Raw genomic sequence first — 25,411 nt, 5'->3', positions numbered from 1 at the left:
CATTGAGCCAGAGACGGCTAGCCTACTGCACAGCCGGCGTCATATAGGACGTTGCCGGTAGAACAATTTTCACTGGTTCAACATGCCAGATGTCTTGGCAGTACTCACGAATGGCGCGATCGCTAGAAAATTTACCCATCCGTGCCACATTCAGGATCGACATTTTTGCCCATTGGGCTTGATCTTGATAGACCTGAAGCACCCGTTGATGGCAGTCCACATAGCTTTGGTAGTCTGCCAAGAGGCAATAGCGATCGTTTTGCCAGAGGTGCTCGACAATCGGACGAAAGAGTTCCGTATCGCCATGGGAAAAATACCCAGAGCCGAGGAGGTCAAGGACTCGCTTCAGCATTGGGTTACGATTGGCAAACTCCCAAGGACGATAGCCATTGTGCCACAACTCCTGCAATTGCTCCACCGTATTGCCAAAGAGAAAGAAGTTTTCTGCCCCCACCTCCTCGCGAATCTCTACATTGGCACCATCGAGGGTTCCAATGGTCAGGGCGCCATTGAGGGCAAATTTCATATTGCCTGTGCCTGAAGCCTCGTAGCCTGCGGTTGAGATTTGCTGGGAGAGATCCGCTGCGGGATAGACCCGTTGCCCCAGAGTTACGTTGTAGTCGGGTAAAAAGACCACCTTCAGGCGATCGTGCACGGCTGGATCGCGGTTAATCACGTCAGCCACCGAGTTAATGAGCTTGATGATCAACTTGGCCATGTAGTAGCCCGGCGCCGCCTTGCCCCCAAAAATAAACGTTTGGGGCACCATCTCCAGTTGCGGATTGTCCTTCAACATCTGATAGAGGGTAATGATATTGAGGACACACAGGTGCTGTCGCTTATATTCGTGAATGCGCTTCACCAAAATGGAGAAGAGAGAATAGGGATCCACTGTGACCCCCACGCGATCGCTAATGTATTGCGCGAGGCGTTCCTTATTTCCATGCTTCACCGATCGCCACTGGGCCGCAAAGTCGCGATCCTCTGCCAAGGGTTCCAATCGCCGCAGTTGATCCAAGTGCTTCACCCAATCTTCACCGATGTGTTCAGTGATCAGGCGGGTTAATCCCGGATTGCTGAGCACCATCCAGCGCCGAGGAGTGACGCCATTGGTTTTATTGGAGAATTTCTCCGGCGTCAGTTCGTAGAAATCCTTAAGCACCGTTTGTTTCAAGAGTTCCGAGTGCAGCGCCGCCACCCCGTTGATGGCATGACTCCCCACCGCTGCCAAGTGTGCCATGCGCACATAGCGACAGCCACTTTCATCAATAATTGACAACCGCCGCAGGCGATCGTTGTCCCCCGGATATTGCAGGCGCACCTCATCAAGGAAACGTTGGTTAATTTCATAGATGATTTGCAGGTGGCGGGGCAGTAGTGAGCCAAAGAGATCCAGCGGCCATTTTTCCAATGCCTCGGGCAAGAGGGTGTGGTTGGTGTAGGCGAAGGTTTGGCGAGTAATGTCCCACGCCTGCTCCCAAGGCATAAGATACTCATCCACCAACAGGCGCATCAGTTCTGCCACCGAAATTGCCGGGTGGGTATCATTCAACTGCACTGTGAACTTCTCGTGGAAGCGATTGAGATCCTTATTCCCCGATTGCTTGTAGAGGCGGATCATGTCCTGAAGGGCACAGGAGCAGAAGAAATATTGCTGCATCAGCCGCAGTTCTTTGCCTTGCAATTGCTCATCGTTGGGATAGAGCACCTTGGTGATGTTTTCTGAGGCAATTTTTTGGTTGACGGCACCGTAGTAATCGCCCGTGTTAAAGGCCTGAAAGTCAAAGGACTCCACTGCTTCCGCTCGCCACAGGCGCAGCAGATTCGCCGTATTCACCTTGTAGCCCAAGATTGGCGTGTCATAGGCCACCCCTTGAATCACTTGGTGCGGTTCCCAAACCACTCGATAGCGTCCCTGATCATCGGTGTAGCTATAGGTATGGCCGCCAAACTTCACCTGCAAAATCAACTCTGGCCGCGGAATTTCCCACGGGTTGCCGTAGCGTAACCACTTATCCGTGATCTCGACTTGCCAGCCATCGCGGATCTCTTGGTCAAAGATGCCATACTCATAGCGAATACCATAGCCAATGGCGGGGATCTCCAACGTGGCGAGGGAATCCATGTAGCATGCGGCCAAGCGACCTAGCCCCCCATTGCCCAGACCGGGTTCTTCCTCCTGATCAAGGAGTTCCTTGAGGTTCAAACCGGTTTGCCGCATGGCTTCTTCAACGGCCTCATAGAGTCCGAGGTTAATCAGGTTATTGCCAAGGTGCGGCCCTAGCAAAAATTCGGCGGAGAGATAGCAAACAGTGCGGCTTTCTTGATCACGATAGGTTTTGGCAGAATTCAGCCAGCGCAACAGCAAGCGATCGCGCACGGTGTAGGCGAGAGCCAAATAGTAATCGTTTCTCGTCGCGACTTCAGGAAACCGGCCTTGGATAAAGAAGAGATTATCCATAAAGGCGCGGCGCAGCGTTTCAACACTGGTACCGGTGCGATCGTCTTCTGTGAGCACCGTAGGACAACCGGGCGGAATCAGACTAGTCATTGTGGGAATCCTCGCAAAGAATTAACGCGATCAATAGTCAGCCCTTCCCTTCTGTTCTACCGCGATCGCCACGGATTCCCCGCTAAGTACAGAATCTCTTTACTAGCAAAGGGGGGCAAGCCCTTTCCTATTGTTCATTGGCTGTGGGAAACAGTTGGCAGGTCAGTTCTTCCTCGGCCTCTGAGGTGGCGGCTGGGACAACAGTGGGTGGGGTAGTGCCAAGGGTATCGTCTGGGGCTTGGCTTTGTTGATAGCGTTGATAGAGGGTAGTCAGAAGTTTGATCAGGCGATCGCCCGCACTGGCATAGAGAGGATCGTTAGGCAACCGCACCAAAGCGCTGGTCATTTGGGTCTGCAATAGCTCTAAATCCCCATAGCGGCGGGTCAGCCGTTGCAGTAAATCAAGCAGAGTAAACCGCTCTAGGCCTTCGGCCTGGACAGGTTTTGAGGTCAACAGGGCAGCCACAAGAAGCTTCATATGCAGGGGGGTACAGTAGCGGGTGACTTCCAAGCGCAAATCGTAGAGAGCTGCGGTGCTGAGGGTGGGCGCCTCGAGGGTCAGTGTGGCTGTCGGGGATTGGGTGTAGAGGGGCACCAAAATTTGCAGCAGTGCCGCGGAGAGAACCTGATAGGCCTGTGCTTTGTTGAGACTATTGACAATGGCCGTTAGGTGTTGTCCCAAGAGGGTGGGGGTTTTCAGCCGTTCAAGGATTTGGATCACAGCCTGTTGCACATCGCTCACGCCCCACGGCGGTGCTTGGGTCGGCCACTGATTCTGCTGCAGGGCATACAGTAGCTTAAACAGGCGGCTGTGCTGCGGGTGCTGGACGATGTGTTGGGCAGCGGTGGCAATTGCAGAAGTGCTGGTGGTCACAGATTCGCCAAAAGTCCCTCAATCTGTATTTTAGCCAATTTTCCTAGAGGGCAATTTAATGCAGGTTAGGGCAAAGAGATGGGGAGTGCCTCTGCTAGCATTGGGAGAGTTTAGGAGCGATAGGACGAGTGTGAAAGAGCTGTTTCGTAGCCTTCAGCAGCGTCTTAATGAGATTGTTGTCGGTCAAGGGGCGATCGCCCACGGATTAGTTGTGGCGCTCCTCGCCGAAGGCCATGTCATCCTTGAGGGGGTTCCAGGAACTGCCAAAACTCTCCTTGTGAAGCTCCTCGCTCGCCTCATTGCTGCCGAATTTCGCCGTATCCAACTCACACCTGATGTCCTGCCTGCGGATATTCTCGGTACCAGTATTTTTGACTTCAACAGTCGCACATTTCGCCTGCGCAAGGGACCAATTTTTACCCAAGTGCTGCTCGCGGATGAAATTAACCGCACCCCGCCCAAAACCCAAGCTGCCCTCCTAGAAGCGATGGAAGAACGGCAGGTGACCCTAGATGGCACCACCCTCCCCCTCTCCGATTTATTTTGGACAGTGGCCACCCAAAACCCCTTGGAATTTGAAGGGACGTATCCCCTGCCGGAAGCCCAACTGGATCGCTTTCTATTTAAGCTGGTCGTGCCCTACCCAGAACCCAAATCGGAACGCCAAATGCTGGAGAATGCCCTTGGGGGTTTTGAAGCCCGCGATCTCGATCAACTCAACTTGGAGCCATTGATTACCGTTGAGCACGTCTTAGCAGCACGGCAGCAAGTGCGGCAAATTCATGTAGAGCCGGCGGTGCTGGATTATCTTTTAGCCTTGGTGCAGGCCAGTCGTCAACATCCCGAACTGCTGTTGGGGGCTTCCCCACGAGCGGCAGTGGGCTGGTTACGCGCCGCCCAAGCTCAGGCATGGTTAGAGGATCGCAGCTATGTCACTCCTGAAGATGTGAAGGCGATCGCTACCCCGCTGTTGCAACACCGCTTAATCCTCAAGCCGGAAGCGCAGTTAGACGGCACTACGCTGCCTCAAGTGATCCAAGGTATTCTCGCTAAAGTGGCTGTTCCCCGATGAAAGCACCTGCCAGTTATCAGTTTGGTCGCCATCGCCCCCGTTGGGTGCCCACAGTTCGCTTCTATGGCCTCTTGCTGCTGGGGGTTCTCTTTCCAGTACTGACCAGCTTTCTGCCAGCAGAGTTATGGCCGATCGCCGAGGCGGTTTCCCAAGGGAGGCTGCGGGCATGGTTGAACTACTGGCCTCTGGGGTTGGGATTGCTCTTGATGGGACTGTACGATTTAGTAGTTTTCGGGATGTCCCTGTGGGACTACATCCGCATTGGTCGCTGGCAACTGACCCTCGATCGCGCCTGTGAGTCACGGCTCTCCATTGGTCGGCAAAATCCGATTCGCCTTAGGCTCCACACCCGTGGTGAGGTTCCCTTGAGTGAGCAGATCTGGGTTGAACTCTACGACTATGTACCTGCTGAGTTTACGGGTGAAACCCCCTACTTTGCCTTTACGGCCTCAGCCCAGCGTACGTTGGAATTGCTTTACCATGTGTTTCCGCCGCGACGGGGTGCCTTTCAATGGTCAGGCTGTGATGTGCGTCTGCGCAGTGCTTGGGGGTTGGCGTGGCGACGCTGGTTTGCACCGCTGGTTACCGAAGTAGAGGTTTATCCCGATGTGATCGGGTTGCGATCGCTCTCGATTCGCCTCAGTTTGGAGTCCAGTGGTAGCCTACGGCGGCGACGCTATGCCTTGGGGGGCACCGAGTTTGCCGAATTGCGGGAGTACCATCTGGGGGATGATCTGCGCCTTATGGATTGGAAAGCCAGTGCCCGCCGCGGCCGCCCTCTTGTGCGTGCTATGGAGCCAGAACGGGATCAACCCCTGATTATTCTCTTGGATCGGGGACGCCTGATGACGGCAACGGTGGCGGGTTTACAGCGCTTTGACTGGGGGCTAAATGCCGCGTTGGCGCTTGCTTTGACCGGGCTACGGCGGGGAGATAAGGTGGGCTTGGGGATTTTTGATCAGCAACTGCACACGTGGATTGCGCCCCAAAGTGGGGATTCCCATCTAGGACGGATTCTCAGTCAGGTCTATCGCTGTGAACCCGTACTTGAAGAATCGGACTATGTCGGCACAGTGAGTGCAATCTTGGGACACTATACCCGCCGTGCCCTTGTGGTGGTTCTCACGGAAGTGATTGATGAGGTGGCCTCCCAAGAACTGTTGGCCGCCATGGCGCGCCTCACGCCGCGGTTTCTACCCCTGTGTGTTGCTTTGCGCGATCGCCACATTGAAACGGTTGCCCACCGTCCCTTCACAGCTCCCGTCGAGCAAATTTCCCACCTCTATGAACAGGCGGTTGCCCTCGACCTTCTGCATCAGCGCCGGCGCGCCTTTGCCCATCTGGAGCAACAGGGGGTTCTGGTTCTTGACGCCCCTGCGGATCAACTGAGTGAGCAACTGGTGGATCGCTATCTGCTGCTAAAAGCCCGTGGTCGTCTCTAGGATTGTACTGGCTCCATCACATTGGCATCCTCAGGCTGCTTCAGTGGCCACAAGGGGGGGCGATCGCCCGCTGGCGTTGCCAAGGGTAGCGGTGTCGAGGTCTGCGTCAGCCCACAGGTTGCCCGCAAACGCGCTTGCAGCAGTTGACTCACCACCTGACGTCGAATAAATTCTTGCTCAATTGCTGGGGGGACTGAACGTTGCAGTTCCATAGGTTGCCTCGAAGTTCACCGTTAACGACGGCGACACAGGCTTCCGTCCGCTTCCCACACCCACATTAAAAACTTTCCAAGCCTCAATTTTGATCTTAGCGGCGATCGCCAGCGATCGTAAAAATGACTACCAAAATGCAGTGGGATTTGTGGGGATTTGCTAACACTGTTGCAAAGCCGATACACACCCTAGGGGGACTGGGGAGATTGGCGTTTGTGTTGGCAAAACTCGTAGATGACCTTGCTGCCATGGATGACAATATAGAGTGTTACTCCGCTGAGGACAAAAGGCATCATTTTTTCAAGCCAAGGAATATGGCAGCCGATGCGGGTCAGGACAACGGCAAAGGCATCATCTAAAAGGCTAATCAACAAAGGGAGTAATTGTCTGAGAAGGGTAAGAATCTCTGGTAAATAACCATCACTATCCATAAAAAGGCTCTCGGCTGAGTTGACGCAGAAAATCACCTAAGGAAACATTAATAAATTGGAACGACTGGTGAGTGAAAATACGTCATAGGCGCTACCTTCTCATCAATAGAAATATTGGAAAATGAATCATACTTCTTTACAGATTGATAACCTCTCGATAAGCCTACCCTAACTGCAATGTTTTTTTTGCTAGTGTTCCCAAGGATAGCCAACAACTCTGCCCGTGAGGCATTAAAGCTGCTATTACTATTACTAGGGCGATTTGAAAATGAGAGATTGTCGTGAATTGTTAACAACCGTAACACTTCTATTATAGGCAACGCCTAGGAGTTACGGGATAACTGTAATTTGTCGTTACATTGGGAACCTTTCTAAAAGTGGGTTGTCTAGGATAGAAATGGCAGCAGCGGCAGGTGTTTATGGAACAGTTCGCGAGCCATCGGCGTTGTTTTGCCATCCTGTTGGCGATCGCCACAACCACAGGATTTTGCCTACGGGGGCTAGCACAAAATGAAGCCCAACAGTTGCGCGACATTATGCAGCGGTTGGATGCCCTGCAACAGCGCTATAGTGCCGCCGTCAGTGAACTAGACGTGATTCGCAAAACCTCTTTTGGCGGCGATAGTAATACTGTCATTGCCCTCACAAATCAGATTGAGCAGTTGCAAAAACAGGGGAATTATGGCGCAGCGGTGGCACCTTCGCGGGAATTGGTGGCGATTGCCGAGCGGGTTCTAGGCCCCAATCACCCCACGGTTGCTGCAACCTTAAATAACCTCGCCGTTACCTACAAGGAACTAGGCAATTTTAGTGAGGCGATTCCCCTTTACCAGCGCAGCTTGGCCATCCGTGAAAAAGCCCTTGGCGCAAATCATCCTGATGTCGCCACCAGCCTCAATAACCTCGCCAACCTCTACACCGATCAAGGCAACTACGGCGAGGCCTTGCCCCTGTATCAGCGCGCCCTTGCCATTCGGGAACAAGCCCTTGGCAAGAACCATCCCGATGTGAGCTTGAGTGTGCACAACTTAGCCGTCATGTATCATTTGCAGGGCAACTTGAGTGCCGCCTTGCCGCTCTATCAGCGGAGTCTGGGGGGACTTGAACCTGCCTTAGGGCCAGAACATCCCTTGGTGGCAACGGTGTTGAATAACCTAGCGGAGTTATATCGTGCCCAGGGGAACTATGGTGCGGCGCTTCCCCTTTACCAACGCAGTCTAGCCATCCGCGAAAAAGTACTAGGAGCAGATCACCCCGATGTTGCTACCAGCCTCAACAACTTGGCCGAACTCTATCGAGTCCAAGGAAATTATGGGGCGGCGCTTCCCCTCTATCAACGCAGCATTGCCCTACGGCAGCGTACCCTTGGTGGTGAGCATCCCTACTTGGCGCTGACTCTTGCCAATTTGGCCAAAGCCTACTGGGCACAGGGAATGATCAACGAGGCCTTAACCGCACTCAACCGCGCCCTTGAGATTGAAGAGGTCAATCTTAGCCGTAACCTCGTGGTTGGCTCCGAGGAATATAAACGCAACTATCTGGCCACATTTCAAGACTCCACCAACACCGCCATTTCCTTCCATTTGCAGGGGAATCCCCAGAATCCAGCAGTGGCCAACCTAGCCTTGACCACCATTTTGCGCCGCAAAGGTCGGTTGTTGGATGTTTTAGCGGCAACGGCCAGTCGCCTACGCAATCAACTGGATGCCTCAGGCCAGCAGCAACTGGATGAATTGATTCGTGTGCGGACGCAAATTGCGAGCCTGACGTTTGTGCGCGATCGCCCACCCCCGGCCAGCCAAATTAGTCAACTCGAACAGCGTGCCAACCAACTGGAAGCGCAACTGGTCAGCCAAAATGCCAACTTCCGTTTGGAAGTCACCCCCGTCACCCTCAGTGCCGTGCAGCAAGCGATTCCCGCCAATGCTGTGCTACTGGAGTTTATCGAGTATGTGCCCTACAACCCAAAAACCAACCGTTGGGAAGCCCCCCGCTATGCCCTCTATGCCCTGAAAAATAGGGGTGCCCCCCAATGGCGAGACTTGGGCACCGTGGCTGAGGTGGATGGGTTGATCAAAGCAGCGCGACAGCGGGTAGCGGATCCAAGATTACCGGCAACCGTAACGAAGCCCCCCCTGAAGGCAGCCTATGAGCGCCTCTTAGCTCCTCTGGAACCCTTCCTAGCGGGCAGTACTCATCTGCTAGTTGCCCCCGATGGTCAGTTGAATACTCTGCCCTTTGAGGCCTTGGTGGATCGGCAGGATCGCTATCTGATCCAGTCTTATACAATCACGCTGCTCACCTCAGGACGCGACTTGCTGCGGCTACAACAGCGAAGCAAACCCGCAAATCCCCCCTTGGTGGTGGGCAATCCCACCTTTGGTCAAAGCAGTGGCCGAGCAGCGGCAGGTGGCCAGCGGGGAGTGAACCCGCGATCGCTGGATTTGCGCAGCCTCACATTTACAGAATTGCCGGGGACAGCCACCGAGGTGAAAACCCTGAGTACGCTGTTGCCCCAAGCCCAAGTGCTTACCGGTAGCAGTGCCACCGAAACCGCGATCAAGGAAACCCCACGACCGCGGATACTTCACTTAGCTACCCATGGATTTTTCTTGGAGAGTCCGCCCGTCTCTCCCCAAGGGCTGCAAAATACCCGTGGTCTCAATGCCAATGTGCCCTTTGGCGGTGAAAATCCCCTCTTGCGCTCTGGCCTTGCGTTGGCGGGCTTCAATCAACGGCAGAGTGGCATGGATGATGGCGTGTTAACGGCTTTTGAAGTCACCGGCATCAACCTCGATGGCACCGAGTTAGTGGTGATGTCCGCTTGTGATACGGGGCGGGGGGATATTCTCAAGGGCGATGGGGTCTATGGGTTGCGGCGAGCTTTTACCTTGGCAGGGGCACGCACCCAAGTCAGTTCCCTCTGGAAGGTGGATGACACAACGACGCAACAACTCATGGTTGCCTTTTATCAAAACTTAGCAGCTGGCAAGGGACGCAGCGAAGCCTTACGGCAAGCCCAGTTGCAGTTAATGAATGACCCCAGTAAGCAAATTCCCTATTTTTGGGCTGCCTTTGTCAGCAGTGGGGAGTGGCGCCCGCTTCCCTAAGAGAGGATATAGCTGACAGCGGCTTGTAATTGCATCCCTAGGGGGCGATCGCGATCAATCCAAAGAAACCCTCCTTGTCGCCGTGGGGGTGGTTCGCCCCAGAGCACGGTAAAACTGCCAACAGGTAAAGAGTCAGGACTTGCCCAGTCACTGGTGAGCCAGACCAAGGAATCAAGGGGATATTCGGCAAGGGTTGGGCAGGGGGCGATCGCCGCCAATTCCCGTAGCACCGTTGATTGGCCATGGAGCATCCCCGTGGCAGGACTCCAAAACTGCACAGGAATTTTTTGTTGCAAACTGTAGAGATAAAGACTAGCCGCCGCAATCACCGCCTGCTCAAAGTCTTCCCCGCTCCAGTGGGGACGGGTATCCAAGGCAACGGTCACTGCATTGCCACCGCTAAAGGTATCAAACTCGCGTACCCGCAGTTCGCCATAACGGGCACTGGTGCGCCAATGCACTAGACGCAAAGGATCTCCCCAGCGGTAGGGACGTAAGGCACGGGTGATGCCCTCTTGGGCAACGTGGAGATGATGCTGGCGATCGCGCCATTCTTGGGAAATCTCTTGCCCCAATTGATCCAGCAAAGGGCACTGTTGCAGTTGCAGAACCTGCGGATAAACCACCACCTGCTGCGGCACGGGAAATGCACGCCGGCACCAAAAGAGTCCCAAGGGGGCGGCGGTGCGGAGGATCAGTTGCTGCCACTCATAAATGCCCCGACGCGGTGGGATGAGATCGTACTGCCAAGTGATTGTTTCTTGGGGTGGAAGCCGCTCGATCGCCTGTTGGGGCGCTTCTCGTTGGGTGGCTGACCAAAGGGCGCGGGGAACGGGGTCAATCACTTGCAAATTGTGGCGAGGTTTTTGGGTGGCATTGGTGAGAAGGACCGTTAGGCGCAGGCGATCGCCCGCATGAACCGGATCCAGCTTGGCCCGCTCCAGCACCAATCCCCGCAAATAGCGCGGCGGTAGAATCGCGGCCACCAAGAGCAAACCAAAAATGATCCCCGTAATGACGTACAGCCAGCCCGCCATCGAGTTAATCGCTGCGGCAAAGAGAAAGAGATTCATCCCCAACAGCAGCAGTCCTGCATAGGCGGGGGTTACCCAGCGTTCCTCCAAAGATTGACTGAGGCGACGCAGCTTGATCATCCCAAATTCTGGCCTTAAGAGCGGTGGGACTCAGCGGGCAAGAGGCTAGGAAACGAGTGGGCAAGCAGTTGCTGCAAGGCTTGACGAAAGTCCCCCTTGACAAGGACGGGATCAAAGCGCTGCACCAATTCACCGCGATCGAAAAAAAGGAGCGTTGGCAGACTCGTCAATTGAAAGTGACGACTAAGGGCAAAGTTTTCATCGGCATTGATCCTGAGAATTTGCAACCGTTGGGGCAGCGATTGCTCCAGTTGATCCAGCAGGGGATCAATGAGGCGGCAGAGGCCACACCAAGGCGCCCAAAAGTGAACAATCACAGGCACGGGGGCACTGCGAATTTGCCGCTGGAATCCTTCAATATTAAATTGCTGAATGCCCTTCACGTTGTTATCTCGTTTTGTCTTGGGATCATAGTAGCAGTCAGCGGTGGTTTTGCAGCAGCGATTTGCGGCGATCTGATGCCGTAGGATCAAAAATAGCTCATACGATCGATTGGCGCGCCCAAATGACCCCCAAGCCCACCCTTTGGCAAAAACTTTTCCCCCTGCTGTTGCGCGAAGCGATCGCCATGCTTCAGGGGATCAGTGAACTGCTCAACAAGGCCACAGAGCAACTCAAGGAGGTGGCCACACAAGGGGCGATCGCCCCAGAGCAGTTGACTCCCGAACGTTCATGGGTGGGTCGAGGGGCAGCCCTATGGTGGCAGGGAATGGGCTGGGTACAGCAACGGCTGCCGAGTCATCTCCAGGAGCGTTATAACCGTGCTACTCTAACTGGGATCGCGATCGCCCTACTCCTCATTCTGCTCTGGTTGCATCCCCTCAGTTGGTTTCAATCTCCCCCTCGGCCAACGGTGAAAGCGACCCAGCGTCCCCAACCCAGTGTCCTTGTGCAACCCCGCCTAGCACCCCCACCAACGGCGGCAACGCCCCCACCCCCCCCTCCCACCCCAATACCAACGCCCGCACCGACACCCATGCCGTCACCAGGGTTGATCGCCAATTCTTCCCTCGTCAGTGACAGCCTTACCGTCCGCCAGCAACTGCTCGCTCTTTGCGATCGCTACAGCAACGCCCTTGATCCGACCCTCACCCTCACCCCCAGCGAACAGCGCTTGGAATTGATGCTGGCCAACAGTTGGTATGATCTCAGTCCGACAAAGCAGGATCAACTCGCGCAGAACCTTTGGCAAACCGCCCATGACTTGGGGTATCAGACCGTTATTGTTGTGGATACCCAAGGTCGCCTGCTTGTCCGCGATCCGGTGGTGGGTGAGAATGCTATTGTGGTTCGCCGCAAGCTCAACTCCCCTAGCGCCTAGGTGGCAAATCCGATCAATCCGTTACCCTAGATAAAGTGCCCCTCTCTTCAGCCAACTTCCTATGAGTGACGCCACCCTCTCCCCCGAAAAGCGCAAAGCCCTCGATCTAGCCGTTGCCCAAATCGAACGTAATTTTGGTAAAGGCAGCATCATGCGCCTTGGGGATGCCACCCGGATGAAGGTGGAGACCATTTCCAGTGGCGCACTCACCCTTGACCTTGCCTTGGGCGGTGGACTGCCGAAGGGGCGGATCATTGAAATTTATGGCCCTGAAAGTTCGGGGAAAACCACCCTAGCGCTCCATGCCGTGGCTGAAGTTCAGAAAGCGGGTGGGGTGGCTGCCTTTGTGGATGCGGAACATGCTCTTGATCCCACCTATGCGGCTGCCCTCGGCGTGGACATTGAAAACCTACTGGTTGCCCAGCCAGACACTGGGGAAGTGGGCTTAGAAATTGTTGATCAACTGGTGCGCTCCACAGCCGTAGATATTGTGGTGGTGGACTCCGTTGCAGCATTGGTACCCCGCGCCGAAATTGAGGGGGATATGGGGGATAGCCATGTGGGACTGCAAGCCCGCCTGATGAGCCAAGCGCTGCGCAAAATTACCGGCAATATCGGTAAAACGGGTTGCACCGTGATTTTCCTGAACCAATTGCGGCAAAAAATTGGCGTCACCTACGGTAACCCTGAAACGACCACCGGCGGAACAGCCCTCAAGTTTTATGCCTCCGTGCGGTTGGATATTCGCCGTGTTCAAACTCTGAAAAGGGGGACGGAGGAATTTGGGATTCGTGCCAAGGTCAAGGTAGCTAAAAACAAGGTGGCTCCTCCCTTTCGCATTGCTGAATTTGACATCATTTTTGGTAAGGGCATTTCCAATCTCGGCTGTATTCTCGATATGGCCGAGGAAACGGGTGTGATTAGCCGCAAAGGGGCTTGGTATTCCTATAACGGCGAAAATCTTGCCCAAGGCCGCGACAACACCATCAAGTACATGGAGGAAAACCCCGCCTTTGCCCAAGCAGTGGAACAGCAGGTACGCCAAAAACTAGACCAAGGGGCAGCCGTCTCCGCCAATACCGTGACTCATACCCACGAGGAAATGGGCGAAGGGGAATAGGGGCGATCGCCCGCGAGGGACTTCCGCAGCAGCAATTTCCGCTCTCCCCAAAAGGTAAATCCTTCCTCAACCACTTCAAAGCCACAGCAGGCATATAACTGCTGCGCTGCTTGATTGTGAGCAAGAACGTGGAGATAAAGATCGGAGTAGGTGGCGCAAAGGCCGCCCTCAACAGTGTGTAGCAAGCGACGGCCAATGCCGCGACGCCGGTAGTGCGGATGCACCGCCAAATTGGAGAGATACGGTTTTGGTTCACCCTTGATCTCACGGAGCTGTACTTCAACACTCCCCACACATAGAGCAGCGGTTCCCGTGGATAGGACGGCTAGCCAACAGTGGTAGTGGGGACGCTCGCGCTGCCAGCGATCGCGCAAATCCTGCTCAATCCCCAACTGGACAAAACTGCGCCAAAGGGCTTGCCAGCCGCCACCGGGATGAAAACTCAGTGCCACGAGTTGAGCCACACTTGGCAGGTCGGTGACTTCTGCCGCACGAATCTCAATCATCCTAGGGCTGAGGAAGGGCAGATTGTTCAGGTTGGAGTTGGCTCATCAGTGCCCGCAGGGGGGGCTTGGCCAATAGGGTTTGCGTATCGGCCACTAGGCGATCGCCCCAGAGGTTTTCCCGTTGAAATTCCACGGTGCCATAGCGGCTATCGAGGCGCAGGGCTTCCTCCGCCAGTTGTAGTGCTCTTGCTTCATTCCCCAGTTGCAGCAGGGCTGTTGCTAAAGCCAGTTTCGGTTCACTGGCCTTGGGGTCAATGTCTGCTGCCTGTTCCCAGTTCTTGGCTGCTTGGCGGATATTGCCCTGTTCGTAGAGCACGAGGCCAATGTTGGTGTAGGCTGGCCAAAACTGACGATCCAAGCGCAATGCGCGGCGGTATTGCTCGATCGCCCGATCCTTTTGCCCCAGTTTGAGATAGGCGTTGCCAAGGTTAAACCACTCCTCTGTGGCATCCGGTTTAAGAGCCAACCCCTGCTCGATCGCCCGCACCGAGGCTCCATAGTGTCCGAGGCGAAAATGGGCAGAGCCTAAGTTGAAATAAGCCCCCGGATTCTTATCATTGAGTTTCAAAGACTGCTCTAGGGCTGGCACCGCATCCTTGGGTTGATTGACGGTCAGGTAGAGTCCCCCCAGCAATGCCCAAATTTCGTGGGCTTGAGGTGCCAACTGCACTGCCAGTTTTGCCCGCACCAAAGCATCTTGAAATTGCTGGAACTGCGCCAGTTGCAGGGCTTCTTGCGCCACGATAAAACCATTTTGCTCCATCTCCTTGGCATTGAGTTCAAGGGTGCGCGGTAACACCACTTGTGCCGTTGCCAGACTGCCACTCAGGAGAACAAGACCCAGACTCAGGGTTAAACGGGCAAGCATTTTAGGCACGATCAGTTTCCGTGTTGCAAGCTAAGTGAATTCCTCTTTAGTTTGCCATACCCTACCGACGTTTGCGGCGACTGAGGGCGACTCTTGACAAAAGCGGAAGGAAGATGATTGCCTTTAGAGAAAAAATAGGCTAGCCTGTGCTTGTTCAAAGATAGCTAATCAATTGCTGTCAATTTTCTAAACCCTATTCAAACCTGATTTTTAAGGAAATTTAACAATGAACCCTTCAAATGAAAATATTCCCAATTACATGGTTCCAGCGATTCTATCCACGATTTGCTGCTGTTTGCCTTTCGGTATTGTCGCTATTATTTTTGCTTCCCAAGTCAATTCAAGGTTAGCCGCCGGCGATCGCGCTGGGGCGTTGGAGGCTTCAAACAAAGCCAAGCTATTTACTTGGATTTCAGTGATTTTGGGATTGCTTGGTGGTGCCGTTTATGCGCTGCTCATGGTGCTCTCAATCATGGCTAAGCAAGGGGGCATGTAGCTCAACTGAGCAGTCGTTCATAGTGGTGGGGCGATCGCCAGCGCAACAGGTGAGTGACCGGTTGCTGGAGTAACTCAGTACACAAGCCCAAGGCACGGCGAGGGTTCACAGTGGCCAACGTCAGTGCTGCTTCAAAATTGCAAACTCCCCAGTCCACCAAGCGCCCCACCATTGCCAGCAGCGGCACCGTGGTGCCACAGAGGGTACCATCAGCTAGGCGTGCGGTACCATTTTTTACTTCAATCTGCCGCTCATCCCAAGGATACATCCCATCCCCTAACCCCAAGGGGGCGAGGGCATCACTGACCAAAAACAGGCGATCCGCCGCGCACTGCCCCAGCAGCTTTAGCATTTGTGGATGAACATGAACCCCATCGCCAATCACTCCACACCAGACCCGCTGATCCGTCAAGGCCGCCGCCAACAATCCCGGCTCGCGATGATGCAGAGGGGGCATGGCATTAAAGGCATGGGTAATCATCGTGGCACCCGCCTCAAAGGCTGCTTGGGCTTGCTCTAGGGTGGCCATGGAGTGGCCCAAACTCACGGTAATTCCCAACCCACGTAAGTAGGCTAGAACCTGATTAGTGGCGTCCAGTTCCGGTGCTAGGGTGAGAATGCATACGGCGGAGCTAAACTCTGCCAGAACTTGGTGAACCGCTTCAACGGTCAAGGATTGCAGATACTGCTGTGGATGTGCACCCCGCTTGCGGGGATTGAGAAAAGGCCCCTCTAAATGGACGCCTAGAATCTCAGCTTCTGGCTCTGGGGACGCCGGGCTGTACTGGTGAATAAGTCGCAAGGCGGTGTGGATTTCCCCAAGGGGGGCAGTTACGATGGTGGGGGCATAGGCGTCAATGCCCTGTTGCCAAAGGTAGCGGCCAATTTTTGGTAGCGGTTCTGCTGTCTGTAACCAAGGAAAGGGAATGCCCAAGGCACCGTTAATTTGCAAGTCCACGCCCCCAAGGGAGAGATAATCGCCACCAAAATCAAGAACGCCAACCGCTTGGGGTGGAATTAAATCCAAACCAATGGCTGCTACCTTCCCCTCAGCAAGTTGTACCTGTTGCAGGCGATCGCTCCCCAAAAGCCGCACGCGATCGAGCCATTGGATTGCCATCATGCGGGAGTGGCTTGGAGATCAGGGCGTTCTTCCGGCACAATTGCCCCTTCAACCGGACACACTTGCAAACAAATGCCACAGTCAATACAGGTGGCAAAATCAATCCAAAACCAATCGGTGCCCTTGGCATTTTTGCCCGCCCCCGGATGAATGCAGGCCACTGGACAGGCCTCAACACAATCGGCAACCCCTTCGCAGGTATTGGTGACAATGGTGTGCGCCACAGTGTTCTCCTCACTGAGAGTGGAATGAGCATCTTATAGATCTCAATTCAATTGTAAATCCCTAGGCTAAATCCCTAGATCTGACTTCGCCGCTTGCGCCGCCTCCAATAACAGTGGTGTAGGTAGTTCTTCCCAATCGCGATCGCCCATCTCCGCATAAAAGGTTTCGTCATAACTGCGGGTTTGGATCACCACGGGCATTGGCACTGCATGACCAAGGACAAGCGCCTGTTGTTTAGAATCGAGCTTGGCTAACACCGAACGCAACTGCTGCGAGCCAGCCACCCCAGTAAAAATCGCCTCAATGTCCTTTTCATCATTCAGGAGGGCGGTAATGCGCGTCCCAATTTGCGACATGATTTCGCTATCAATACCCGAAGGCCGTTGATCGACAACGAGCAAGGTCACGAAGTACTTGCGCATTTCGCGGGCGATCGTGCCAAAAATCGTTTGCTTCACAGTGGCAGGATCTAAGAAGCGGTGGGCCTCTTCAATCGTGATCACCAGTTGACGCGGGCGATCGCTGGGATTTTTCGTTTGCAGAAACACCTCCGACTGCTGGACATAGGCTTGGTGGATGCGACGGGCAATAATATTTGTCGCCAGCATATAGGAGAGCATATTGGCTTGGGAGCCAAACTCAATTACCACGTGTTGACCCGCAGCAAGGGTCTCCAAAATCTGGCCAATGTAGTTCTTGGTACAGGTGTTGCGTAGATACTTCAGTTGCTCTAGCCGTGTCAGTTTTCGTTGCAGCGCCATGATTGAGGCCTTGCTGCCCATTTTCGTTTCACAAAACTCTTGAATCTCCTGATTGGTCATCATCAGCAGCCGAGTAATCCAGCCCTTGCCAAACTCATTGCGCAAAATAATTGCATTTTCGAGGCTGGCCTCCGAGAGGTTCAGTTCCCCCTGCACCAGCGCCAGATCCTCCACCTCAATTTGATCAAAACCAATGTAGAGTTCTTGGGCATCGCGCACGCCGCGCCGTTGGGTGGATTCAGGATCAAGGGTATAGATCTTTACTTGGCGGGGAAACAGTTGCCGCAGTCCCTTAACCGTACTCAGTTGCTTGCCTTCACGGGTTGCCTCCCAGCCATACTCCGAGTGCATATCAAAAATCAGGTTCACTGCCGCCTGTTTGCGAATAATCCCCGACAGCAGCAGCCGCGTTAAGAAGGATTTGCCTGTCCCCGACTTGCCAAATATGCCATTACTGCGCTCGACAAAGCGATCTAAGTCTAGACAGATGGGTACCTGCATATCCAAGGGGGTGCCAATGGCAAAGTTGCGCCGCTGCGGATCGTCCTCCCAGCCAAACACGGCGCGAAAGTCCCGCTCACTGGCTTCATAGACCGGACTGAAATGGGCAGGAATTGTTTTCACCGGCAGGAGTTCCTGCGCATCGTTGAGAATCATCAACATAGGAGCCAGACTCAATGTGGCAAACGTGCCGCTGCCCGCCAGCACCTCCTGCAAAAAGGTATCCTCAAGGGCGGGTGGATTCAGGAGAATGCGAGGATTGGCAGTGCCGAGCACAACATCTGTGAGCAGGCAAAAGAAGCGCGATCGCCGGCCTTGCACTACCAAAAATTGGCCAACCCGCAGTTCTTCGACTGAAACATGACCACTGAGTCGCACTTCTAGGCCTTGACTGAGGGAGCCTTGGACGACAATTCCCAGTTGTTGAGCTGTCATTGTCTATTGAGCCGTCACGAGTTGGATGCGTTGGGGATCGCCAAACCGCGGCGCAGGGGCTTGGCTGTGGAATTCAGCACCCTGTCTTTGAGGCGCTTGTAGCGTTTGACTCAAGTGCTGTACATAGCGATCCTGTGCCCGCCGAAACCCTTCTAAGTTATCTCCGCCATTGAGGAGGGCAAAACAGACGGTGCCGTACTTTGCTGTAGGCAAGACACCGACCAAGGCACTGACATTCCAAAGGGAACCGGTTTTCACCAGTGTGGCGGGGGGTAACTGGCGAGACTCAACGGTGCCGCGATCGCGCCCTGCCATTGGTAGCACATCCGCCAAGCTATGGTTGTTCTCAGCTAACTCCTTCTGAAGTGCAAAGAGCATGCCGCAAGCGGCTCGCGGTGAAATTCGATTTTCCTCCCCCAGACCTGAGCCGTTGATCAGTTGGATCTCTTGGACAGGCACATTCGCCTTACGGGCAGCCACTTGGGCAACGGTAGCAGCACCCCCTGCCATTTCAGCCAAGGTTTCGGCAATCTCATTATTACTGTAGATATTCATTTGTCGCACAATCTCCCCCAAGGGCAGTGAGCGATGTTCCAAACGAATCGTCACATTGGCAGGGATTGTGCCTTGGATGCGGGTTCCACCCGTAATCGTTACTGGGGGGCGTGGTTGTCCTTTGAGGTGCTGTGCATAGGCGGATTGAACTTCCGGCGTCCAGCGGCGGTGATCCAAAGCCAGCTTGAATAGCTCTGCGGCGGTCTGCGGTTCAGGGTAAAAGTTCATAATAAAAGGGGCGACGATCACTAAGTTCCCTTGCACTTGGCGAATTCCAAGGCGATTGAGGGCATTGCCGATGGCGATCGCCTCCTCCCAAACAAACAAAGGATCATTCCCGCCAATAATCACCAAATCTCCCCTTAGGCGGCCATTTTGAAGTGTGCCAGTGGTGCCAATGCGCGTGAGGAACTGATAGTCAAAGGGGTATTTGTCCAGAACCGCAAGGCTGGTGGCGATTTTAGTGACCGAGGCAGCAGAAAGGGGGCGATCGCCTTGGTGGTTCACCAGTAACTGCTGACCACTTTGAACCCAGATGCCCTGTTGATTGGGAGAAAAACCCTCTTGGGCCAATGTTTGCAGGTAGCGATCGCGATACTGATGCAGCGCAGCCTCATAGGGCAAGATCACTGCTTTTAACGCCTCAAGACGCGGTTGTCCCCAGTACCACGCCAATGCTGCCAACAGATCCAACATGCCAGTTCTAATTCACCGTCAATTCCCACCATCCTAGACCAGGGCCAATAAAGCGAACCGTGAGCCAAATGACCACCAGTAGGCCAATTCCCACCCACGTACCCCGCGTCACCCACTTCTGAATCAGCAGCAGTTGCTCTTTCTTGAGCCAGCCCCCCTTTTCTTGACCGTAGGCATTACCGAGGGTTTCTTTGCGCCGTTTTGCCTCACCCATACTTAGCTGCTCAAACAGTTACACTCCTTATCCTAGAGGCTTTTGGGGAGCGATCGACCCCCTAGGACGCCATCCTTATAAAAAAGGATACTACCATGACAATTGTATGTAAAATTAACTAAATTAGATATTTATCAGAAACCAACAATTCAATTAACCAAATTATATTGAAGCAAATAAATGGCTAATTTTCAGTTTTTTGTAATATAGTTTTAACTTTATCAGCTAGCTGATTAAGCTTTTGAGTATCAAAGTTTTTATGCTGGATATGCCACATTCAGTTCTGAGGCTTACGGTGTGATTCGCTGCTTTTAATTGAAATACCTAAAAAGGACTCAATGTCCTTCTGAATATAATCTATGCCAAGGGTATAATTATTTTTTGAATTTTCAATGGTTTTGGATACGCACTCGTTATCTGTATCACATAATACAGCATGGCAAATACCTAACTCCCCAAAAAGATTCATGAAGCGATGTATGTTGTATTTGCCCATACAATCAAAAACAAAAAACTGGCCTGAATCAAGCAATCCAGCTTCACTAGTCATATATTCAAAAAGTGCTACAAGTGCTACTTGCGTTGCTGCTTCTACCAATAGAACTCGATTATAAAAAAATGCACTGCAACGATTTGAGTTTAGCCAAAGTGTGTACTTTATTGATTCCATCTCAATTCTTTGGTCATCTTCATGAACTCTAATACCTGCTTGTTGCCACCGGATAATTTCAGCTTTAGCGCCCCAATGATAAATTTTGTCGGAAATAAGCTTCTCTAAGCGAGAAATGCTTGTATGTGCTTCATCTCTCAGGTTTTCTTCAAATGCCTTGAAAGCTCTTTTCAAGTGCTGATAAGCCTTACCATTTTCAAGTGCAGGCATCATAAAAGAATGGATTAAATCTCGGAGTGGTGAAGAACCCGTTAACTTTGTTTGATCATCAAGCTTACTGAATGCTGGAATATAGATAATTTTTCCAAGTCTTCTTTGAGCACTGCGTCCTCCTCCATGAAATTTGGTGTATTCCTGAGTACCAGTGTTTTGCACATACCACTCATTCTGTTTATCAGTGCTTTTTAGGTAGCGCCGTACTTTGAAGTTGCTATTCGGCTGAAGATATTCTGGCTTCAGAACCCTCTGCTCATCTGATGTAAGTAAAAACTCAAGTTCTACCCAAGACTCGGGATCACTAACCTCAAACTTAGGGAAGTCTCGCTGCTCCTCATAATTAATTTAATATCTTTGCTATAAAAAAGACGAATAGCATCTATGAGATTTGTCTTGCCTGCGTTATTTGTGCCCACTACCAACGTATAGGGATTAAGAAAAACCTCTGCCTCAGCAAATGATCGAAAATGATGAATAGTGAGCTTCGTCGCCTTCATAACTGCTGAGAGTACAATTTAGAACTGCTGCTAACGTAGCATAACTGCTGCAAAGCGAGAGCAAGAACCAGAAATTCCTTCAGGTGGGCTGCGGCAAACTGTTAGCGTTTAAGGGGCTAAGACAAAGTTGACTAATTTGCCAGGAACGACAATTACTTTTTGAATGGTTTTGCCTGCTAGGTAGCGTTGGCCAATCTCCGACTGTTTGGCCGCTTCCTCCAGTTCAGTTTGGCTGGCAGTGGCCGGCACTTGAATGGCGCCACGGGTTTTGCCCATCACTTGAATGACAAGGGTCATCTCATCGGCAACGAGGGCGCTGGGGTCGGCTTTTGGCCAAGGTTGGCGGTGGATTGAATCTGTGCCCCCCAGTTGTTGCCAGAGTTCTTCGCTGATGTGGGGGGCAAAGGGAGCGAGTAGGGTGAGTAAGGTTTGGATACCTTCGCTATACACCCCGGAGGTGTAGCAGTCGGCACTACTGAGGGCATTACTGAGTTTCATGAGTTCGGCAACAGCGGTATTCAGTTGGTAGTCGCCTTCGATGTCCGCGCTGATTTCTTTAATGGCGGTATGAATGGCGCGGCGCAGGTCTTTTTCGGCTTTCGTCAGGGTTGTGGGTAGGGGTTGACCCAGCTGACCGCCATGGGCTTTGAAGGTTTGTACCAGTCGCCAGACACGGTTGAGGAAGCGAAACTGGCCTTCGACATCGGCATCGTCCCATTCAAGGTCTTTTTCGGGGGGCGCTTTGAAAAGAATGAACATGCGGGCAGTATCGGCACCGTACTGTTGGATGACATCGCTGGGGGCAACACCGTTGTACTTGGACTTGGACATTTTTTCATAGACGACCTCTAGGGGGTCGCCACTGTCGGGGTCGGTGGGGTGATTGAGATCGGCAATGCGGCTGGGAATGACGTATTTACCGGTTCTCGGATTTTTGTACGTACGCCCCTGCACCATACCTTGGGTGAGTAGGCGTTGGAAGGGTTCACTCACATGAACCAACTGGCGATCGCGCAAAACTTTGGTGAAAAAGCGCGAGTAGAGCAAATGGAGAATGGCGTGCTCAATCCCCCCCACATACTGATCCACGGGTAACCAGTCCTTAATGGCTGCGGGGTCAAAGGGGGCTTCACTATTGTGGGCATCCGCATAGCGGAAGTAGTACCAAGAGGAGTCAATAAAGGTGTCCATTGTATCCGTTTCCCGCTGGGCAGGCGCACCACATTTCGGGCAGGGGACATCGCGCCACGCGGCAAGTTTGGCCAAGGGAGAAGGCCCACGACCGCTAAACTCCACCTCTTCTGGGAGGAGCACCGGTAACTCTGAGCGCGGCACCGGCACCGCTCCACACTGGGGACAGTGAATGATCGGAATTGGTACGCCCCAATAGCGTTGGCGAGAAATGAGCCAATCCCGCAGGCGATACTGCACCTGTTCGCGTCCCCAACCTTGGGTAGCAGCATACTCGGTAATCGCTGCTTTGGCGGTGGTGGAGTCCATGCCATTGAATTGGCCACTGTTGATGAGGATGCCCGGCTCTGTGTAGGCTGCCTTAGGGCGAGTACTTACTTTGCCGTCTGGGGGGATAATCACTTGACGGATGGGGAGCTTGTGGGCTTTAGCAAACTGAAAATCCCGCTCATCGTGGGCAGGGACGCCCATCACGGCGCCGGTACCGTATTCGTAGAGGACATAATCGGCAATCCAAATGGGGATTTCTTCGCCAGTAAAGGGATTCAGGGCTTTGCCACCAGTGGCCACCCCGCGTTTGGGGCGATCGCCAGCAGTGCGCTCGAGTTCACTTTCCTGTTGCACACTAGCAATAAAGGCTTCAACGGTTTTGCGACGACGGGGAGTGGTGACTTGCAGGGTTAGAGGATGTTCAGGCGCCAAGACCACATAGGTGACCCCATAAACCGTATCGGGACGGGTGGTAAAAACAGCAATTTTTTCATCACTGCCAACAACGGGAAATTCAAGGTAGGCACCGGTGGACTTGCCAATCCAGTTGGCCTGCATCAATTTTACCCGCTCTGGCCAGCCTGTCAGTTGTTCCAAGTCATTCAACAGTTCCTCAGCATAAGCAGTAATTTTCAGGAACCACTGCTTGAGGAGTCGCCGTTCCACCAAGGCACCCGATCGCCATGATCGCCCTTCGCTATCCACCTGCTCATTGGCCAAAACCGTTTGATCCACCGGATCCCAGTTCACTGCGGCCTCCTTCTGGTAGGCCAAGCCCGCCTCAAAAAATTCCAAAAACAGCCATTGCGTCCAGCGGTAGTAGTCAGGATGACAGGTGGTCACCTCCCGTTCCCAGTCATAGGACAGCCCCAAGCGCTGGAGTTCTTGGCGCATTTGGGCAATGTTCTGTTGCGTCCAGATGCGGGGATGAATCCCGCGTTCAATGGCAGCATTTTCTGCCGGCAGGCCAAAGGCATCCCAGCCCATGGGGTGGAGAACGCGATAGCCCTGCATCCGCCGACAGCGGGCAATGACATCAGTGATGGTGTAGTTGCGAACGTGCCCCATGTGGAGATTCCCAGAGGGGTAGGGAAACATTGAGAGGGCATAGAATTTCGGCTTTTGCGGATCGGTATCGGTGCGATCGAGCTGGCGCGCAGCCCATTCCCGCTGCCACTTGGCCTCAATCACTTGGGGGTCGTAGCGATCGTCCACAACAGTTTTCCCGAAAGAACAGCTTATCTATTGTATCTGGAGCCTAGCTAACCAAGCGCGGTTATCCTTCGCCAACGGTGATGGGGCGCAGCCGATAGCCTTGACCATAAACCGTCTGAATGAGTGAGGGTTCGTCGGCATGCTCAATTTTGCGGCGTAACAGTCGAATCTGAGCAGCTAGTAGGTTGCGATTGACACAGGGCTGATCTGGCCAGAGGTGGCTGGCAATCAATTCATGGCTGAGGAGTTCTGTCGGGTGCTTGAGGAAAAGAGCCAGCAGCGCTGTTTCCTTCTCAGAGAGGGAGATACACTGTTGACCGCGGTAGAGCAGGCGACCTTCGACATCGAGCCGCAAATCCTGCCAGCAAAGAATCGGTGCAGTACACCCTATCGTGTGGCGCCGTCGCAGGAGTGCCCGTACCCGTGCGAGTAATTCCCGCAGTTCAAAGGGCTTCACCAAGTAATCATCGGCGCCGGCATCAAGGCCACAGACGCGGTCGTCCACCGTGTCCCGCGCAGTTAGAAAGAGCACAGGCGTCTCATCCCCGGCTTGGCGCAATCGTTGACAGAGTTCTAAACCCGTGGGCGGTGGCACCATCCAGTCCAAGATCAACAGGTGGTAGGGACGTTGCGTTTGCCAATAGGCTTGGGCAGTTTCACCATCATAGGCCACGTCAACGTCATAGCCCTCTTGGCGCAGGATATGACCCAAGGGATCGGCGAGTTCCGTTTCGTCCTCTAGCAGGAGAATGTGCTCCACGACTCCAGTGACTGCCGGTGAATACCAAAATTTTAGCGAAATCCTCACGCTGCTTTTAGCAATTGAGGGGGGACAGGAATGCCTGCTGCTGTCGCTTCTGCGGGCAGGCTGGGGACAAGACGACTACAGTAGAGCATAAATTGCTCTAACCATGTTTGCAGTCGCTCCTGCTGATGGTTGTTGAGATAGCGATCGCGAGGGAGCACCTGCTCAGTGTAGAAAATCTCAACGGGAATAGTGCGCAGCCAAGGGTCGGCAGGACGAGTCAGCAACCAGTAGTTACGCACAAGGGCGCTGCCAAGAGAATTTTGCACGATTTGGCTGACTGTTCTAAACCAAGGTAGATAGTTTTGCAGCGTCTGTACTACTGGCGGCGTAAACAAGGGGCGTACTGCGGATGTCACGCCAAGCAGGTTAAGGATTTCACCCTCCAGTGCCAAGAGGTAGGCCAAATTGATGGGGAGAGACGCCTTAGCCCGAGAGTAGGACATCAGCAGTGTTTCTAGGGTGGCATGGCTCACCTCTGGGAGTGCTTCAATCAACAGGAGAAGCTGATTTTCAGTTCGCAAGGGACTGGCAGAGAGAGCTGAGCCTTGGCGCTGATAAATTTCCCTCAGAGTATCGAGGAGAAGAGGAGGTAGCAGCATTGCTCAAGGAGTTAGTCTAAAAAGACCTAGCTAATCTTAATAATTTTTTTATATTTGTTTGTCGGGATTATGGAAGTATGGGTTACTACAGTTGACCCAAAAAAAACTTAGCATCTTGATAGAACTTTATAAACTTTACAAATCTTCCGGCGATCGCTTGCCAATCCTTGAGACAATACGCTATCTTAGGTAAACTGAGGTGACGCGGGGTAGAGCAGTCTGGTAGCTCGTCGGGCTCATAACCCGAAGGTCCATGGTTCAAATCCATGCCCCGCCA

General features: G+C 53.4%; 24 protein-coding genes and 1 tRNA gene. 7 read left to right on the top strand and 18 right to left on the bottom strand.

Going from position 1 to position 25,411, the window contains the following annotated elements; translation table 11 throughout:
- Positions 1–22: 22 nt before the first annotated feature.
- Positions 23–2,551: a glycogen/starch/alpha-glucan phosphorylase gene (locus NBE99_RS06865; protein WP_250681370.1), complete on the bottom strand. Its 2,529-nt coding sequence runs from the start codon at positions 2,549–2,551 to the stop codon at positions 23–25.
- A gap of 127 nt (positions 2,552–2,678) precedes the next feature.
- A complete protein-coding gene (locus tag NBE99_RS06860) occupies positions 2,679–3,425 on the bottom strand; it encodes a hypothetical protein (protein WP_250681369.1) in 747 nt (248 codons plus the stop codon).
- A 130-nt stretch (positions 3,426–3,555) separates the two neighbouring features.
- Between NBE99_RS06860 and NBE99_RS06855 the strand changes: the two genes are divergently transcribed.
- Both NBE99_RS06855 and NBE99_RS06850 read left to right on the top strand, forming a co-directional pair.
- Positions 3,556–4,497, top strand: coding sequence for a MoxR family ATPase (locus tag NBE99_RS06855; protein WP_250681368.1), 942 nt, complete (start codon positions 3,556–3,558; stop codon positions 4,495–4,497).
- Positions 4,494–5,939 carry a DUF58 domain-containing protein gene (locus NBE99_RS06850; protein WP_250681367.1) on the top strand — a complete coding sequence of 482 codons (1,446 nt, stop codon included), beginning with the start codon at positions 4,494–4,496 and terminating at the stop codon, positions 5,937–5,939. The genes NBE99_RS06855 and NBE99_RS06850 overlap by 4 nt, the downstream gene beginning before the upstream one ends.
- On the opposite strand, the gene NBE99_RS06845 is transcribed toward NBE99_RS06850, so the two are convergent.
- Together NBE99_RS06845 and NBE99_RS06840 are read right to left on the bottom strand one after the other, a co-directional pair.
- Positions 5,936–6,151, bottom strand: a complete 216-nt coding sequence (locus NBE99_RS06845; protein ID WP_250681366.1) for a hypothetical protein — start codon at positions 6,149–6,151, stop codon at positions 5,936–5,938. The two genes, NBE99_RS06850 and NBE99_RS06845, sit on opposite strands and share 4 nt — an antisense overlap.
- A gap of 189 nt (positions 6,152–6,340) precedes the next feature.
- Complete coding sequence (locus tag NBE99_RS06840; protein WP_250681365.1) at positions 6,341–6,583, bottom strand: hypothetical protein; 243 nt, start codon at positions 6,581–6,583, stop codon at positions 6,341–6,343.
- Positions 6,584–7,002: 419 nt separating this feature from the next.
- Between NBE99_RS06840 and NBE99_RS06835 the strand changes: the two genes are divergently transcribed.
- Complete coding sequence (locus NBE99_RS06835; RefSeq protein WP_250681364.1) at positions 7,003–9,693, top strand: CHAT domain-containing tetratricopeptide repeat protein; 2,691 nt, start codon at positions 7,003–7,005, stop codon at positions 9,691–9,693.
- Here NBE99_RS06835 and NBE99_RS06830 read toward each other — a convergent pair.
- Together NBE99_RS06830 and NBE99_RS06825 are read right to left on the bottom strand one after the other, a co-directional pair.
- A complete protein-coding gene (locus tag NBE99_RS06830; RefSeq protein WP_250681363.1) occupies positions 9,690–10,847 on the bottom strand; it encodes a DUF58 domain-containing protein in 1,158 nt (385 codons plus the stop codon). The two genes, NBE99_RS06835 and NBE99_RS06830, sit on opposite strands and share 4 nt — an antisense overlap.
- Positions 10,848–10,861: 14 nt before the next feature.
- The gene (locus tag NBE99_RS06825) at positions 10,862–11,320 is read right to left on the bottom strand and encodes a co-chaperone YbbN (protein ID WP_250681362.1); all 459 of its coding nucleotides are present in this window, start codon (positions 11,318–11,320) and stop codon (positions 10,862–10,864) included.
- A gap of 32 nt (positions 11,321–11,352) precedes the next feature.
- On the opposite strand from NBE99_RS06825, the gene NBE99_RS06820 reads away from it, so the two are divergent.
- Complete coding sequence (locus tag NBE99_RS06820; RefSeq protein WP_250681361.1) at positions 11,353–12,168, top strand: hypothetical protein; 816 nt, start codon at positions 11,353–11,355, stop codon at positions 12,166–12,168.
- A 61-nt stretch (positions 12,169–12,229) separates the two neighbouring features.
- Positions 12,230–13,288, top strand: coding sequence for a recombinase RecA (gene recA / locus NBE99_RS06815; protein WP_250681360.1), 1,059 nt, complete (start codon positions 12,230–12,232; stop codon positions 13,286–13,288).
- Here recA and NBE99_RS06810 read toward each other — a convergent pair.
- A complete protein-coding gene (locus tag NBE99_RS06810) occupies positions 13,255–13,794 on the bottom strand; it encodes an N-acetyltransferase (RefSeq protein ID WP_250681359.1) in 540 nt (179 codons plus the stop codon). The genes recA and NBE99_RS06810 overlap by 34 nt on opposite strands.
- A gap of 1 nt (position 13,795) precedes the next feature.
- Positions 13,796–14,662 (bottom strand): tetratricopeptide repeat protein, encoded by an 867-nt coding sequence (locus NBE99_RS06805; protein WP_250683701.1) that lies wholly within the window; start codon positions 14,660–14,662, stop codon positions 13,796–13,798.
- Positions 14,663–14,888: 226 nt separating this feature from the next.
- Between NBE99_RS06805 and NBE99_RS06800 the strand changes: the two genes are divergently transcribed.
- The gene (locus tag NBE99_RS06800; protein WP_250681358.1) at positions 14,889–15,158 is read left to right on the top strand and encodes a CD225/dispanin family protein; all 270 of its coding nucleotides are present in this window, start codon (positions 14,889–14,891) and stop codon (positions 15,156–15,158) included.
- Position 15,159: 1 nt separating this feature from the next.
- Here the strand turns inward: NBE99_RS06800 and nagA are convergent, their stop codons facing one another.
- The 10 genes from nagA to NBE99_RS06755 all read right to left on the bottom strand — a co-directional run bounded on the left by nagA (position 15,160) and on the right by NBE99_RS06755 (position 25,134).
- Positions 15,160–16,281 (bottom strand): N-acetylglucosamine-6-phosphate deacetylase, encoded by a 1,122-nt coding sequence (gene nagA / locus NBE99_RS06795; protein WP_250681357.1) that lies wholly within the window; start codon positions 16,279–16,281, stop codon positions 15,160–15,162.
- Positions 16,278–16,505 carry a ferredoxin family protein gene (locus tag NBE99_RS06790; protein ID WP_250681356.1) on the bottom strand — a complete coding sequence of 76 codons (228 nt, stop codon included), beginning with the start codon at positions 16,503–16,505 and terminating at the stop codon, positions 16,278–16,280. The genes nagA and NBE99_RS06790 overlap by 4 nt, the downstream gene beginning before the upstream one ends.
- Positions 16,506–16,571: 66 nt before the next feature.
- Entirely contained in the window at positions 16,572–18,203 is a 1,632-nt protein-coding gene (locus NBE99_RS06785) for a helicase HerA domain-containing protein (RefSeq protein ID WP_250681355.1), read from the bottom strand.
- A gap of 3 nt (positions 18,204–18,206) precedes the next feature.
- On the bottom strand, positions 18,207–19,454 hold the full coding sequence (locus NBE99_RS06780) for a D-alanyl-D-alanine carboxypeptidase (protein ID WP_250681354.1): 1,248 nt from the start codon (positions 19,452–19,454) through the stop codon (positions 18,207–18,209).
- Positions 19,455–19,461: 7 nt separating this feature from the next.
- Positions 19,462–19,668 (bottom strand): DUF2839 domain-containing protein, encoded by a 207-nt coding sequence (locus NBE99_RS06775; RefSeq protein WP_250681353.1) that lies wholly within the window; start codon positions 19,666–19,668, stop codon positions 19,462–19,464.
- A gap of 277 nt (positions 19,669–19,945) precedes the next feature.
- Complete coding sequence (locus tag NBE99_RS06770; protein ID WP_250681352.1) at positions 19,946–20,713, bottom strand: TOPRIM nucleotidyl transferase/hydrolase domain-containing protein; 768 nt, start codon at positions 20,711–20,713, stop codon at positions 19,946–19,948.
- A gap of 122 nt (positions 20,714–20,835) precedes the next feature.
- Complete coding sequence (locus NBE99_RS13435; RefSeq protein WP_399370141.1) at positions 20,836–21,051, bottom strand: AAA family ATPase; 216 nt, start codon at positions 21,049–21,051, stop codon at positions 20,836–20,838.
- Between the two features lie 108 nt (positions 21,052–21,159).
- Positions 21,160–23,727 (bottom strand): leucine--tRNA ligase, encoded by a 2,568-nt coding sequence (leuS, locus tag NBE99_RS06765; protein ID WP_250681351.1) that lies wholly within the window; start codon positions 23,725–23,727, stop codon positions 21,160–21,162.
- 61 nt (positions 23,728–23,788) lie between these two features.
- Positions 23,789–24,487, bottom strand: a complete 699-nt coding sequence (locus NBE99_RS06760; protein WP_250681350.1) for a response regulator transcription factor — start codon at positions 24,485–24,487, stop codon at positions 23,789–23,791.
- A gap of 44 nt (positions 24,488–24,531) precedes the next feature.
- Positions 24,532–25,134, bottom strand: a complete 603-nt coding sequence (locus NBE99_RS06755; RefSeq protein ID WP_250681349.1) for a hypothetical protein — start codon at positions 25,132–25,134, stop codon at positions 24,532–24,534.
- Positions 25,135–25,337: 203 nt separating this feature from the next.
- Between NBE99_RS06755 and NBE99_RS06750 the strand changes: the two genes are divergently transcribed.
- A tRNA-Met gene (locus NBE99_RS06750) sits at positions 25,338–25,411 on the top strand.

It is taken from the genome of Thermosynechococcus sp. HN-54, from assembly GCF_023650955.1.
In the GTDB taxonomy this organism is placed as follows: domain Bacteria; phylum Cyanobacteriota; class Cyanobacteriia; order Thermosynechococcales; family Thermosynechococcaceae; genus Thermosynechococcus.
The sequence above is the reverse complement of the archived record's forward strand: the minus strand, read 5'-3'. Positions and strand labels throughout refer to the sequence as shown.

Excerpts from the sequence above, each read along its gene's own strand:
- NBE99_RS06820 (WP_250681361.1), top strand. The coding sequence starts at position 11,353 with ATGACCCCCAAGCCCACCCTTTGGCAAAAACTTTTCCCCCTGCTGTTG.
- nagA (WP_250681357.1), bottom strand. The coding sequence starts at position 16,281 with ATGATGGCAATCCAATGGCTCGATCGCGTGCGGCTTTTGGGGAGCGAT.
- NBE99_RS06775 (WP_250681353.1), bottom strand. The coding sequence starts at position 19,668 with ATGGGTGAGGCAAAACGGCGCAAAGAAACCCTCGGTAATGCCTACGGT.
- NBE99_RS06805 (WP_250683701.1), bottom strand. The coding sequence starts at position 14,662 with ATGCTTGCCCGTTTAACCCTGAGTCTGGGTCTTGTTCTCCTGAGTGGC.
- NBE99_RS13435 (WP_399370141.1), bottom strand. The coding sequence starts at position 21,051 with ATGAAGGCGACGAAGCTCACTATTCATCATTTTCGATCATTTGCTGAG.
- NBE99_RS06785 (WP_250681355.1), bottom strand. The coding sequence starts at position 18,203 with ATGACAGCTCAACAACTGGGAATTGTCGTCCAAGGCTCCCTCAGTCAA.
- NBE99_RS06835 (WP_250681364.1), top strand. The coding sequence starts at position 7,003 with ATGGAACAGTTCGCGAGCCATCGGCGTTGTTTTGCCATCCTGTTGGCG.
- NBE99_RS06780 (WP_250681354.1), bottom strand. The coding sequence starts at position 19,454 with ATGTTGGATCTGTTGGCAGCATTGGCGTGGTACTGGGGACAACCGCGT.
- NBE99_RS06800 (WP_250681358.1), top strand. The coding sequence starts at position 14,889 with ATGAACCCTTCAAATGAAAATATTCCCAATTACATGGTTCCAGCGATT.
- NBE99_RS06830 (WP_250681363.1), bottom strand. The coding sequence starts at position 10,847 with ATGATCAAGCTGCGTCGCCTCAGTCAATCTTTGGAGGAACGCTGGGTA.
- NBE99_RS06755 (WP_250681349.1), bottom strand. The coding sequence starts at position 25,134 with ATGCTGCTACCTCCTCTTCTCCTCGATACTCTGAGGGAAATTTATCAG.
- NBE99_RS06850 (WP_250681367.1), top strand. The coding sequence starts at position 4,494 with ATGAAAGCACCTGCCAGTTATCAGTTTGGTCGCCATCGCCCCCGTTGG.
- NBE99_RS06845 (WP_250681366.1), bottom strand. The coding sequence starts at position 6,151 with ATGGAACTGCAACGTTCAGTCCCCCCAGCAATTGAGCAAGAATTTATT.
- NBE99_RS06810 (WP_250681359.1), bottom strand. The coding sequence starts at position 13,794 with ATGATTGAGATTCGTGCGGCAGAAGTCACCGACCTGCCAAGTGTGGCT.
- NBE99_RS06865 (WP_250681370.1), bottom strand. The coding sequence starts at position 2,551 with ATGACTAGTCTGATTCCGCCCGGTTGTCCTACGGTGCTCACAGAAGAC.
- recA (WP_250681360.1), top strand. The coding sequence starts at position 12,230 with ATGAGTGACGCCACCCTCTCCCCCGAAAAGCGCAAAGCCCTCGATCTA.
- NBE99_RS06840 (WP_250681365.1), bottom strand. The coding sequence starts at position 6,583 with ATGGATAGTGATGGTTATTTACCAGAGATTCTTACCCTTCTCAGACAA.